At 72.6% G+C, this 12,724-nt stretch carries 9 protein-coding genes; 5 read left to right on the forward strand and 4 right to left on the reverse strand.

Annotated features, from left to right (window positions below):
- Entirely contained in the window at positions 1-1,500 is a 1,500-nt protein-coding gene (locus tag KUA19_RS10705) for an amino acid adenylation domain-containing protein (RefSeq protein WP_217396031.1), read from the reverse strand.
- A gap of 173 nt (positions 1,501-1,673) precedes the next feature.
- On the opposite strand from KUA19_RS10705, the gene KUA19_RS44485 reads away from it, so the two are divergent.
- The 3 genes from KUA19_RS44485 to KUA19_RS10720 are packed head-to-tail and all read left to right on the forward strand — an operon-like array spanning position 1,674 to position 6,780.
- Positions 1,674-4,274: an L-tyrosine/L-tryptophan isonitrile synthase family protein gene (locus KUA19_RS44485; RefSeq protein WP_217396032.1), complete on the forward strand. Its 2,601-nt coding sequence runs from the start codon at positions 1,674-1,676 to the stop codon at positions 4,272-4,274.
- Positions 4,271-5,518 (forward strand): MFS transporter, encoded by a 1,248-nt coding sequence (locus KUA19_RS10715; protein WP_217396033.1) that lies wholly within the window; start codon positions 4,271-4,273, stop codon positions 5,516-5,518. The genes KUA19_RS44485 and KUA19_RS10715 overlap by 4 nt, the downstream gene beginning before the upstream one ends.
- Complete coding sequence (locus KUA19_RS10720) at positions 5,515-6,780, forward strand: ATP-grasp domain-containing protein (RefSeq protein WP_217396034.1); 1,266 nt, start codon at positions 5,515-5,517, stop codon at positions 6,778-6,780. The genes KUA19_RS10715 and KUA19_RS10720 overlap by 4 nt, the downstream gene beginning before the upstream one ends.
- A gap of 22 nt (positions 6,781-6,802) precedes the next feature.
- Here KUA19_RS10720 and KUA19_RS10725 read toward each other — a convergent pair whose 3' ends face one another.
- On the reverse strand, positions 6,803-7,240 hold the full coding sequence (locus tag KUA19_RS10725) for a low affinity iron permease family protein (RefSeq protein WP_254549184.1): 438 nt from the start codon (positions 7,238-7,240) through the stop codon (positions 6,803-6,805).
- Positions 7,241-7,597: 357 nt separating this feature from the next.
- Between KUA19_RS10725 and KUA19_RS10730 the strand changes: the two genes are divergently transcribed.
- Both KUA19_RS10730 and KUA19_RS10735 read left to right on the forward strand, forming a co-directional pair.
- The gene (locus tag KUA19_RS10730) at positions 7,598-8,164 is read left to right on the forward strand and encodes a SigE family RNA polymerase sigma factor (RefSeq protein WP_217396035.1); all 567 of its coding nucleotides are present in this window, start codon (positions 7,598-7,600) and stop codon (positions 8,162-8,164) included.
- A complete protein-coding gene (locus tag KUA19_RS10735) occupies positions 8,161-9,375 on the forward strand; it encodes a hypothetical protein (protein WP_217396036.1) in 1,215 nt (404 codons plus the stop codon). Before KUA19_RS10730 ends, KUA19_RS10735 begins: the two co-directional genes overlap by 4 nt.
- A gap of 176 nt (positions 9,376-9,551) precedes the next feature.
- Here the strand turns inward: KUA19_RS10735 and KUA19_RS10740 are convergent, their stop codons facing one another.
- Together KUA19_RS10740 and KUA19_RS10745 are read right to left on the reverse strand one after the other, a co-directional pair.
- The gene (locus KUA19_RS10740) at positions 9,552-11,969 is read right to left on the reverse strand and encodes an FtsX-like permease family protein (protein WP_217396037.1); all 2,418 of its coding nucleotides are present in this window, start codon (positions 11,967-11,969) and stop codon (positions 9,552-9,554) included.
- Positions 11,966-12,703, reverse strand: coding sequence for an ABC transporter ATP-binding protein (locus tag KUA19_RS10745; RefSeq protein WP_217396038.1), 738 nt, complete (start codon positions 12,701-12,703; stop codon positions 11,966-11,968). The genes KUA19_RS10740 and KUA19_RS10745 overlap by 4 nt, the downstream gene beginning before the upstream one ends.
- Between the last annotated feature and the right edge of the window lie 21 nt (positions 12,704-12,724).

A 12,724-nucleotide genomic window follows, 5' to 3' on the forward strand; every position in this document is an offset into this window, starting at 1 on the left:
TCATACGGCGGTGGCCAACGCGGGCAGGGCCGCGCGGTCGAGCTTTCCCGAGGGCGTGGTCGGCAGCCGGTCGACCAGCACGAACCGCTGCGGCACCATGTACTGCGGCAGTGATCGGGCGGTATGCCCGCGCAGATCGGTGGGCAGTCGCGCACCGGCGGGGCGTACGCAGGCGACCAGGAAGGTGGCCCCGCCCGCCGTCGTGGTGGTGGTCACGGCGGCTTCGAGCACCTCGTCGTGGGCGCGCAGCACCGCCTCGATCTCGCCGAGTTCGATGCGGAAGCCGCGCAATTTCACCTGGGCGTCGCCGCGACCGAGGTACTCCAGCTCCCCGTCGGCGCCGCGCCGCGCCAGGTCGCCCGACCGGTAGAAACGGCGGCCGCCGACCCGCACGAAGCGCTGTTCGGTGAGGTCGGGCCGGTTGAGGTAACCGGCGGCCACCGACGGCCCGCAGATCCAGATCTCGCCCGGCTCGCCCGGCGCGACGGGAGCACCGTCCTCGTCCCGCAGTTCGACGGTCAGGTGCGGCAGGGCCACGCCGATCGGGGAACCGGTGTCGTGCCCGACTCGCAGCTCCTTGAAGGTGGCGTGCACCGTGATCTCGGTGATGCCGTACATGTTGATCATTCTGGGTGGGTGGGGGTGCGTGGCGGTGAAACGGGCGACGACGTCCAGGTCGACGCTCTCGCCACCGAAGACCACATACCGCAGCGGCAGGTCGGGGCGGTGCGACTGGTCGTAGGCGAGGACCAGGGACCGGAACACGGACGGGATCTGGCTGAGGACGGTGACGCGGTGCTCGGCCAGGAAGGCGACGAAGTCTTCGGCGTCGAGGGTGCACTCGTCGGGTACGACGACGAGGCAGGCGCCGGTGGCCAGGGCGCCCCAGATCTCCCATACGGAGAAGTCGAAGCTGATCGAGTGGAACAGCGACCACCGGTCGCGGCGGTTCAGGTCGAACAGGGGTAGCGCGGCCTCCAGCAGGGACAGGACGTTGCCGTGGGTGATCACGCAACCCTTGGGCAGTCCGGTCGAGCCCGAGGTGTAGATGACGTACGCCGGATCGTCGCCGCCGACCGGGGTGGGCGGGCCCGCCTGCGCGGCGGCGGCGGGGCGTGCGGCGGCGGGGGAGACCGCCCGGCTAGGGTCCAGTCCGCACCGCCGCGCCGCCTGCGCGTCGCCCACCAGTACGGTGATCCCGGCGTCGGCCGCCATCATGCGCAGGCGTTGCTCGGGATACCGCTGGTCCAGCGGCAGGTAGGCGGCACCGGCCTTCAGGATGCCCAGGATGGCGACCACGACGTCGACCGAGCGTTCGACCTGGAGTCCGACCAGGTCACCGCGCCTCACGCCGGTCGCGACCAGGTTGGCCGCCAGAAGATCGCTCGCAGCGTGCAACGCGCCGTAGGTCAGCAGCCGTCTTCCATCGTGGACGGCTGGATCATCCGCATAGGACTCGACGGACGTCCGGAACAAGTCGGACAGAGACCCTGCTCTCACAGCATGGCTCCTAAATGTGATTAATGCCACCAAACCTTACGAGATCCGCTGGCATCGGCAAGCATCCACTGGCGGCAAGACCAACAAGGAGCCTTTCTACCTCGCGGTGGTCAGCGGAAGGGTGATGATGCAGTGTGGCATTGATCACTAATACCCCTTTGGTAGAGATAGTTGTGAATGACCCGGTACTGTCGCTCTACTGCGGACCGGCGGTCAATCCACATCCGATCCCGCTACCACGACTGTCCGACGCAGACCAGCTGCGCAAGGTGGTCGCCGAGCACCGGGACAGTGCCGCGAGCAGGCGACTGGACCTCCTGAACGACCTGATCCGGCCACTGCCGCTGGTCTTCCGCATCCTGCTCGACCGGTACGGCACGGTGCTCGACCATCCGCGCGACCTCACCGCGGAACCGGTGGCCGGGCGTAGGCCGTTCCTGCGCATCCACCCGTCGCCCAGCACCACGCCGACCGACCGCGCCTCGGCGGCGGCCCGCCTGGCAGACGTCAGGAACCTCGCCTACGACCTCGGCCGCAGCCTGGCCGACCAGCTGCGGTTGGACCCCGAAGCGGCGGCCGCCCGCATCGAGGAGATCCTGCGCGGCGAGTTGCGCTTCCTCGGACCCGACGCGGTACGGCTGCTCGGACCGGCCGCACCCGGCCCGATCCACTCCGTGGCACCGGAGCAGCACCTCGTCCTCACCGACGTCATCGACCGGGTCGCCGCCCAGGCCCGGCTGCGCCGCGGTGACCCGGCTCGCCGCCAACCGGCCGTGATGCTCGACGTGGACCTGTGCGCCCTCGTGCCCCGCCGGCGCACCCACCAGGCGCTGCGAACCGCCGGGGCCAGACAGGGCATCGCCCGGTTCGCCACGCCGGAGACGCTCGACCAGATGCCGACCTACCACCGCCCCGCCTGGGACCGGTACTGCGCCGACACCGGCCTCTGGCAGGAGAATCCGCACGCCGACCCCGACGGTGTCTTCGACGACTTCTGGCACGAGTTCTTCAACCCGTGGGACCGGATGCGCGCCGACGAGCCCGCCCCCGGCCTGCGCAGATTCATCTGGGACGTCTACGACGCGGGTGGCTGCGTCGTGTTCAACACCGGCCGCCGCGAGCGGGTGCGCGACCACACCGAAGCGGCCCTGGCCCGAGCGGGCGTCGTCTGGCCCCGAATGGTCATGGCACCCGACGACCGGCAGCGGCCCGTCCACGACCACAAGGCCGAGAACCTGCGGCTGCTGGACGACCTGGACATCGTCGCCGTCTTCGACGATCTCTGCGACAACCGTCGCGTCCTCGCCAAGGAACTGCCCGACGCGCTCATGGTGGCCGTCGCCCTGCCCGGGTTCGCCACCGAGCACACCGACACCCACGACGGCGCCCCGGTGGTCGCGTCGTTCGAACGCGTACCGCGCACCGGACGCACGGCCGCCGCCCGCGACCGGCTCGCCCTGTCCGACACCCGGTCCCTGGCCGAGCTGCCGATCGCCGACCTGCAGGACAACGCCGCCGCCGCCGAGGCGCTCGCGGTCCGGCTCGACACCGCCGCCTCGACCGCGCTGGTGCGCACGCTCATCGCCCACAGCGACGCCAGCGCCGTCAAGATCGCCGAGCAGGCGGTCCGGCTGTCTCCGGCCGCCGACCCGGTGCGACGGATCCACCACATCCTCACTCGCGAGCGGTTCCGCAAAGGACCCCGCACCAACTACCCGCTCGCCGTCGCCGAACGCGACCTCGGGCCGTTCGTCCGCGCGGGTGCGCCCATCCCCGTCGTGACCTTCGGCTTCCCGGTGAAACTGCACTACAACGACCTGAAGACGGCCGGTGCGCGACCCGACCTGGGCGAGTTGGGCGCGCTGGTACGGCTGCGGGAGCTGCAGCACAGCGTCCGCGCGGTGTACCCACCCGGCCTGCAGATCACCGTCCTCACCGACGGCAACCACTTTCGCGCCCGCCCCGCCGCCCTGCTCGACGCCTACCACGGCAAACTCGCCGAGTACCACCGCCTCGTCGGCGGTGCCGACGTGCTCGACATCGCCGACGTCGAGCAGGTGGCCGCCCGGCGGCTGGGCGCCGACGTGCACACCCGCCGGACGACGATGATCGCCGCGGCGACCGACCGGCTCGAGCGCGGGCTGTCCGGAGTGACCGTCCACCAGGCGCCCCTGCAGGCCCTCGCCGAGGCCACGCGTCGGTGCGCGGCGGTGCTGGGACACCGCGGCGACGGCACCGTCATGCCTGCCTTCACCGACCTGTTCCGCTCCCTGGTGTACGTCACCCCGATCGACGTGCCCGCGGGCACCCCCCGAGCCGCCTGGTCCCGCCTGATCTACGCCGATGTGCTGCACCTGACCGACACCGACGTGTCCCCGGCCGTACGCCAGGCCCGACGGACGGTGCTGGCGCAGACCTGGCAGGACACCATCGGCTACCTGGCCGTCCTGGAGGTCGACCGCGACCTCGGCTACGACGACACCACCCTGTTCCCCGGCCGCGTCCGGCTCACGCCCAACCCTCGGCCGGGCGCGCTCGGCTTCACCTACCTCGGCGGTGCCGGAGTGTTGCCCTGGCACGGCACCGCGGCCGTCGAGGCGCGGGCCCAGCTGTCCACCGACTTCGCCGTCGCCCTGTCCGACCGCGGCTACGTGCCGGTGTACTCCGACCTGCTCGGCGCCGACCAACCCTGGTTCATGGTCCCCAGCGTGCTCGCCCGCGACGGCAGGCTGGACGGTGCCATCACCACCGGAATCCACCTCAGGCGCCGATGAGCATCACCGCCACCACGAGCCCCGGCGCCGCGCCGCGCCGACTGTTGCCCGCACCCGGCCCGGCCCGGGTGCTGGTGTTGCTGTCCCTGCTGGGCAGCCTCGGCCTCGGCCTGTACCAGGCGGGCAGCGCCGTGTACTTCGTGCGGTTCGTCGGGCTGACCACGGCCCAGGTCGGCCTCGGCCTCGGCGCGGCGGGCCTGGTCGGACTCGTCGGCGGCGTCGCGATCGGTGGCCTGGCCGACCGCGTCGGGGCGCGGCGGGTCGCCTGTACGGCCGCGTTCGCGAAGGCGGTGCCGCTGCTGTACGCCACCCAGATCAGCGGATTCGGCGGCTTCCTGACGGTGGTGACCATGCTCGGCCTGGCCGAGTCGGCCTGGGTCGTCGCCAACGACGCACTCGTCGCGCACACCATGGCCGGCACCTCACGGGTACGCGTCTCGGCCCAGCTGCGGTCGGTGTTCAACATCGGCCTCACCCTCGGCGGACTCGGTGCCGGTGTCGCCCTGTCGGTCGGCACCCGGGCCGCGTACCTGGCGCTCGTCGGCGCCTATGTGGTCACCTCTCTCGCCGAAGGGCTGGTCTGCCTGCGGATGCCCGCCGATCGCCCGCGCCCGCCGACCGTCCCGCACGTCAGGACGGGCCGGGCCCTGCGCGACGTGCCGTATCTTGCGGTGGCCTGCCACAGCAACCTGACCACCCTGGGCGACATCATCCTGACCATCGGCATCCCACTGTGGATCGTCACCGCCACCCGGGCCCCCGCCGCGACAGCCGCCGTCCTCATCGCCCTGAACTCCGTTCTCGTGGTCTTCCTACAGGTCTGGGCCACCGCGGGCGTGCGGTCCACCGCCACCGCCGCCCGGGTGCAGACCCGCGCCCTGGGCACGTTCATGCTGTGCTGCACCCTCATCGGCCTGGCCGCGACGGTCACCCGCGGACCGGCGATCGCGCTGCTGACGGCGGGCGCCCTGGCGCTGACCGCCGGTGAGATGTGGGGCCAGGCAGCCCGGTGGGAGCTGCGGTACGGCCTTGCCGCCCCCGAAGCCCAGGCCGAGTACGGCGCGACCTTCCGGCTCGGCCTCATCCTGCCCCGCAGCGTCGGCCCGCTGCTGGTCACCGCCGCGATCGGGGCGGGCGTGCTCGGCTGGCTGCTGCTGGCCGCCCTGTTCGGCCTGGGCATTGCCGTCAACCGGGCGCTGGTCGACTGGGCCGTCCGCACCCGCCCGCAGGAAGGAACGGCATGACCAGGTTCGTGGTCGTCTACGACGACGGGGCGGTGGACCCGGCGGAGATCCACACCGGCCTGGCTCCGCTCGGCGACGTGGTCTACGCGCTCGCGCCCTCGCCGCACAACGAACGCCTGGCCCCGCTGCTGCGGGAACTGGGCACGGTCGTCCCGCTCGATCCGCGGACGATGGTCGCCGATGTCGGGCGGCTGCGCCCCGACGCGGTGCTGACCTTCAGCGAGCGCCGTCTGCGCCTCGCCGCGGCGCTGACCAGCGCACTGAGCCTGCCCGGTCACCTGCCGACGGTGGCCGAGACGCTCACCGACAAGCTCCGCCAGCGCGCGGCGCTGTCGGCCGCGGGCGTCGACCACGTCCGCCATGCCGCCGTACGACCCGGAGCAGCCGACCAGGCCCTGGCCGTAGTCGGACTGCCCGCCGTGCTCAAACCGGTCGTCGGCGAGGGCAGCCGCGACACCCTGCTGCTCGACGACCCGGCGACGGCGACGACGACCATCGAGGCCACCCTGGCCGCCACCGGCGCCGACTTCGTCCTCGAGGAACGCCTCGTGGGCCGCGACAGCGGCCGGTACGGCGACTTCGTCTCGGTCGAGAGCGTCATCGCCGACGGTCGGATCGGTCACCTGGGCGTCACGGGCAAGTTCCCGCTGCTGCCGCCGTTTCGCGAGCAGGGGCAGTTCTGGCCCGCCCGGCTCGACCCCGTCGAGCGCGCGGCACTGACAGAGCTCGCCGCGCGGGCGATCACCGCGCTGGGCGTGCACACGGGAATCACTCATACCGAGATCAAGCTGACCCCGGACGGGCCGCGCATCATCGAGGTGAACGGCCGACTCGGCGGGTTCATCAACGACCTGAGCATCCGCTCGGCCGGGATCGACGCGGTCGGGCTGGCCGGACGGGTGGCCCTGGGCGAGCGCGTCGCGGTGGCGCCCGTCGCACCGACCGCGGTCCACTTCCACTACCAGGGGCAGTCGCCCACCCGGCGATGCCGCCTTGTCGGGGTGAACGGGCTCGCGCAGGTTCGCAGAGTCGCCGGCGTCACCGGCTACCGTCGCATGATCCCGCTCGGGACCGAGCTGGCCGACAGCGTCATGACCAGACCAGTCGGCGTCGTCTACGGCACGGCCGCCGACCACGCCGGGATGCTCGCCGTCCTGGACCGGGCCCTGGCCGAGCTGACCTACCGCTACGACATCGACGGAACCATCATCGACGTGCCCGGCGACGCCGACTGGCCGCGGCCTGACCTTCGCCGCCCGTAGGCGGTCCGGCGGGCGCGGCGGCTCAGCCGTGGGTTCCTTCGCGGTGCTCCAGGCCGACGGCGTCGCGCAGTTCGATCATGTCCTGGGACAGGTGGGACTTGCCCTCGCTGTGCGCCTCCATCAGGTCGGCCAGGCCGTCGGCGATCGCGTTCAGCTTGTGCTGGACCGCCTCGTTGGCGCGGGTCTGGCTGTTCTGCAGCAGCGCCACCATCAGGAAGGTGACGATCGTGGTGGCCGTGTTGATGATCAACTGCCAGGTGTCGACCTTGTCGATGATCAGGATGGACGGCGCCCAGACCAGGATCAGCAACACGCACAGGGCGAAGAACCACGCCTTCGACGCGAACGTGCTGGCCGCCTCCGCGAAGTGGTCGAACATCGTCATGTCCTCGCCGGAGACCGAGGACGGCATGTCACGATCGCGCCCGGTCGTCGGCGACGAGGTTTTCCTGTGCGTCATACCGGGTTGATGCCCACCCGGACCCGGTTCCATGCCTGCGCCACGCGCCGAACGTGGCCAAGATGAGCTGACCCCCTGGACATGGCAGATCAGGACAAAGGTTCCACCGCGCCGCCGGTCTGCCGCCGCGCTGGCGCGTGCCCGCGGCGTGCCCGTGCTCGTGCGGGACCGGCGGGGGCGGGTCACGGTGGCGCGGGTCGGACTGCAGCCGATCGACCTGCGGTGAAGCTGGGACCCTGCCGCTGTCGCGGGGGTCGTGGGGGGAGTCCGGTGATTTCCCAGCGCGGGGTGCCAACTTTCGTGTGGTGAGCGTCCGTCAGCGAGGGCGGAAGGACCAACCATGGACGGAGGTGACGGGTGGCGGACGACGAAGGATTCCACGACTTCGTACACGCGAGATTGAACCGGTTGTCGCGCATCGCATACCTGCTCGCGGGTGATCGGCACGCGGCCGAGGACCTACTGCAGAACACGTTGATCCGGTTGGCCTCGCGATGGTCGAAGGTGATGCGCGCGGGCACACCGGATGCGTATGTGCGCAAGATGATGTACCACGAGCACGTGTCGAACTGGCGCCGCAACCGCCACTTGCGCGCCGAGTACACCACGGCGCAACTGCCGGACGTACCGGCCGGGGCCGACCTGGCCGCCGACACCGTACGCCGGCTGTTGCTGGAGCAGGCCCTGGCGAAACTGACCCGCAAACAACGTGCCGTGATCGTGCTGCGCTACTTCGAGGATTTGTCCGAGGCGGACGCCGCGGAGGCGCTCGGGGTATCCCTCGGCACGATCAAGAGCCAGACCTCGCATGCCCTGTCCCGGCTGCGTGAGCTCGCGCCGGAATTGCACGTGCTGGTCAGGGAGCCCGCCGAGCGAGGCGCCACGACAGTCCGCGCGGCCGGGAGCAAAGGGGTGACCGCATGAGCGACCTGAGAGAACTACTGACCTCGATCAGCGACCACGCCGGGGTGTACGAAGTCACCGAGCGCTCCTACGTTCTCGGCCGCCGTCGCGTGGTCCGCCGTCGCGCGGCTTGGGCGGCGGCGGGTGCGACCGTCGCCGTGGTGACGCTGCTGACCGCGATGAACCTTCCCGGGCGTACGGCTCCGGACCCAGCGATCACCCCGACGCCCTCGCCGTCGGCCGTGACGCTGTCGAGCTGCTCACCCGCTGAACTGCCGGTGCACGCCAAGGTCCGACGCGACGAGTTCCGCCACCTGACCGGCGACCCCAGCGGACGGATCCTGGCGGCGCGTGGCGAGGACATTAGCGGCGACGACATCGTCGCGATCTGGACGGACGACGTGCCCACCGCGGTGGTCAAGGTGTCGGACCAGGTGAGCGAAGTCGCCGCGGTGAGCCCGAACGGCATCGTCGTCCTGGCTGGGATGCGGCTCAAGGACGGCAGCCGAGGTCAGACGCAGTACACCTCGTTGGCGTGGGTGTACCAGGACGGCACCGTCACCCGACTCCGGGGCGAGGACGTGTTCGGCTCAGCCGTCAACACGGCAGGCACGGTCGTCGGCATGGCGGGCAGGGACCTGGTGGTCTGGCGCGACGCCACCGCCGAGCCGCAGCGGCTCGCCGTACCGGAAGGCGCGACACCGGGCGCCCCGATGGAGATCACCGACGATGGCACGGTCGTCGCGACGCTCTACCGGGACGGAATCGGCCGGTTGCAGTTGTGGTCGACGGACGGAACAAGCCGTCCGCTCGCCTCGCCGGATACGATCGACGGCGCCCCGGTGGTCGACTCCCGGATCGGCCAGTTCGCTGACGGCTGGGTCTCCGGCACGATCACCACGCGCCAGGGCGAGACCCGCCGCAGGTATGCGGCCCGCTGGCACCTCAGCGACGGTGAGGTCGAGTGGTTCGGCGGCGGCCCCGGCGGCGTGACTGCCGTCAACCCGCAGGGATGGGCTGTGTTCCAGCAGGATGCCCGCTTGACTCTGATCCACGCGGACACGGCAGTCCCCGTGCCCGGCGTGCCCGACTACTCGCCCACGACGCGCACGGGCATGGACATGCCGATCATCTCGCTGATCAGCTCGGACGGGCGGAGCCTGGTCGGAAGCCAGACCACTCTGGCTAAGAACATGCCGTCCCGTCACCTGCTGCGCTGGACCTGCCGCTGACCGGCCGACGGGCCGGGCAGGATCCGCCCGGCCCGTCGGCACCGGGAGCGTCGCGACGTCGCCGACGGCCACTACGCCAACCGGGGCCGCGAGATCCCGCGTGACGGCTGGGAGGTGCTGGCCGACCCGCTACGGGCGGCCACGGTGTACGGGTAAGACCAGGCTCCTGGCGGACGTCAACGGTCGGTTCGGTGACCCGCCGCGGGCAGCAGCGCCGCCGCTACCGCCAGGACCAGGGCGGTTCCTGTTGTGGCGACCAGCGTGCCCCATGGCACCACGACCGGCACGTCCACGCCGAGCTGCGTGCCCAGCCCATTGGCCAGCCCGGCGAGCGCGACGACGGCCGCGCCGAGGCCGAGCGCGGCCCCCACCGCCACGACCACGGCGGTCTCGGTGGCGAGCAGGCCGAGCAGTTGCCGCCGGGTCGCCCCGCAGCGGCGTAGCACGGTCAGGTCGCCGACGCGGGCGGCGGTCGCCATCAGCGTCGTACTGACGACCGCGAGCAGCCCGTAACCGGCCGAGACGCCGATCAGCAAGGTGGTGAACACCCATACCAGCCGGTCGTCCTCGTCTCGGGCCTCGGCGGCGTACGTGGTGGCGTCGCTCAGGCGTGCCCCCAGCCCGGCCAGCGAGCCGACGGGCCGTGCCCGGGTGAGGTAGACGATCGGGGTCAACGCGGTCGGGTCGACCGCGCGTGCCGTGGCTCGGTCGAGCAGGATCCCGGCCGGGGCCGGTCCGTCCACGACCGCGACCACCCGCAGCGCGTGCTCACGGCCGTCGGCGGCGCCCACCGGACGCGCGTCGCCGACCGTCCAACCCGAGGACGCGGCGAACCCGCTGGTGATCGCGGCGGGCAGCGACACCGCCCCGCCGGGCTCGTCCGGCGGCGTCGCGGCGTGCACGTCGGCCAGGGTGCCCGCGGCCACGGTGAACAGGCTGTCCTGATCAGGGGCGACACCGATCGCGGCCAGCGGCCGGGGGCCGTCGTAGAGCACGGTGGACAGTGCCGAGCGGCCACCGGCGGCGGCCACGGCCGCGTCGGACAGGCCGGGGGTGCCGTCGGGGACGACGACCGCCACGGCGCCGACCGCGGCGACCCGGTTCAGGTTGTAGTACCGGGTGGTGGTCTGCACCATCCCGCCGATGAGGACCGCGAACGTGACGCTGAGCAGGACCGGGGCCGCGATGGAGGCGGCCCGTCGGGGTGCGGTCCGGGTCTGCTGGCGCACCAGCAGCACGGTCGCCCCCGGGGCCCGGGAGAACGGGGCGGTCAGCGCCCGTACGGCGGACGGCAGCAGCACCGGGCCGAGCAACGCGGCCCCGGCGACCAGGGCCATCGCCGTGTACAGGGCATAGGTGCCCAGGTCCGGCCCGGCGGCCCGGCTCGCCGCGACAGCCGCGACGCCCGCGGCCGACAGCGCCGCCGCACCGGCGAGCCAGCGCGTCCGGGTCATCGGCCGGTCGTCGACCGCCGCCTCGCGCAGCACGGCCAACGGGCTGGTCCGGGCCGCCCGCCGCGCGGACGACCAGGCCCCGGCCATCGCCACGAGCAGCCCCGCCCCGGCCGCCGCGGCCGGTACGACGGGCAGGACCGTCACGGTGAACGTCGGCGGCTGGAAACCGGCGCTCACCAGCCAACGACCGACCGGCGCCGCGGCCAGCGACCCCGCGGGCACACCGACCAGGCCCGCCCCCAGGCCCAGCAGCAGCGCCTCGCCGTGGACCGTGCGACGAACCTGGCGCGGCAACGCGCCAAGCAGGCGCAGCAGCCCCAGCTCCCGGTGGCGCTGCCGCGTCGCGAACGCGAATGTGGCGGCCACGATGAACACCGACGCGAACGCGGTCAGGGCGGTCAGCGCGGTGAGCACCTGCAGGCCGATCCAGCGGGTCCGCGCGTCGGCGACCGGTTCCAACACCGCCCGGTCTGCCGCGTGCAGCACGACCCCATCGCCGCCGACGACCGTCCGCGCGGCAGTGGCGACCGTGTCGGCGTCGGCGCCGTCGCGCAGCAGCAGTCCGATCACGGGTACGCCACCGGACCGCGCCGCGGCGGCCGTGTCACTCACCCACAGGCCGGGGCCGGACACGGTGCCCGACACGGTGAATCGCTCCGGCCCGGCCGAGGTCAGCAGCGTGACCACCGTCCCCGGCGACAGGCCGAGCCGCGAGTCGAGCGCGACCTCGTCCGCCGCCCGCGGGGCCACGCCGTCGGCCAGCGGGTATCCGCCGAGTGCGGCCACCGACCAGCCCCGGGCCTGCCGCTCCGGCCCGGTCGGGTGGCCGTCGCGCAGCAGTTGGGCGGTGAAGGCGTGCTCGGCGACGGCCGCGCGCACGCCCTCCAGCCCGCCCAGCCGATCGACCAGGGTTCGGGCCTGCTCCGCCGACCACGGCCGGGGCTCGGTGAACGACTCCGGGTCGGGCGGTGGCACCGGCCTTACCAGGACCGGGCTGTGTCCATACCGGGCGGGTGTCACCGGATGTGCCGAGGTCAGCAGCGCGCCGACGGCCGTGAGCAACCCGACCGCGACGGCGAGGGTGATCGCGGTGCCGAGCACGCTGCTCCACCGGTGCCGCAGCGTCGCGAGCGCGATCACGCGGCCACCCCCGAAGCGACCAGGCGGGCGGCGATCGCGGTCGGGTCCGCGCCGGTGATCTCGTCGACCAGGCGGCCGTCGGCCAGCACCAGCACGCGATCGGCGGTCGCCGCCGCGACCGGGTCGTGGGTCACCATCACCACGCTCTGCCCGTGCGAGTCGACCAGCTGTCGCAGCGCGGCCAGCACCACCGCGGCGGCCCGGCTGTCCAGCGCGCCGGTGGGCTCGTCGGCGAACAGCACCGCCGGGCGGGTGATCAGTGCTCGGGCGATGGCGACGCGCTGCTGCTCGCCGCCGGACAGTTGGGCCGGATAGTGTCCGGCCCGGTCGGCCAGGCCGACCTCCGCCAGCGCCCGCATCACCTGGTCGGGGGCGGGCACGCGGCGGGCAAGGCGCAGCGGCAGCGCCGTGTTCTGCGCCGCGGTCAGCGCGCCCACCAGGTTGTACGACTGGAAGACGAACCCGACCTTGTCGCGGCGCAGCAGGGTACGGTCGTGCTCGCTCAGCCCGGCGAGGTCGGTGCCGCCGATCCAGACCTGCCCGCCGTCGACGGTGTCGAGCCCGGCCGCGCACTGCAGCAGCGTCGACTTGCCCGACCCGGACGCGCCCATGACCGCGGTGAAGGTGCCGTCGGCGAACTCGGCGCTCACCCCGTCCAGCGCGGTCACCGCGCCGGGACCGGTTCCGTATGTCTTGCGGACCGCGCGCAGGCGGACCGAGTGCGTGGAAGTCATGACGTCCAACAAACCCGATGC

This window comes from Catellatospora tritici (assembly GCF_019083965.1).
Classification (GTDB): Bacteria; Actinomycetota; Actinomycetes; order Mycobacteriales; family Micromonosporaceae; genus Catellatospora; species Catellatospora tritici.

Bases quoted from the DNA above. Each gene is read 5' to 3' on its own strand.
- KUA19_RS10715 (WP_217396033.1), top strand. From the start codon at position 4,271: ATGAGCATCACCGCCACCACGAGCCCCGGCGCCGCGCCGCGCCGACTG.
- KUA19_RS10720 (WP_217396034.1), top strand. From the start codon at position 5,515: ATGACCAGGTTCGTGGTCGTCTACGACGACGGGGCGGTGGACCCGGCG.
- KUA19_RS10725 (WP_254549184.1), bottom strand. From the start codon at position 7,240: ATGACGCACAGGAAAACCTCGTCGCCGACGACCGGGCGCGATCGTGAC.
- KUA19_RS10735 (WP_217396036.1), top strand. From the start codon at position 8,161: ATGAGCGACCTGAGAGAACTACTGACCTCGATCAGCGACCACGCCGGG.
- KUA19_RS10745 (WP_217396038.1), bottom strand. From the start codon at position 12,703: ATGACTTCCACGCACTCGGTCCGCCTGCGCGCGGTCCGCAAGACATAC.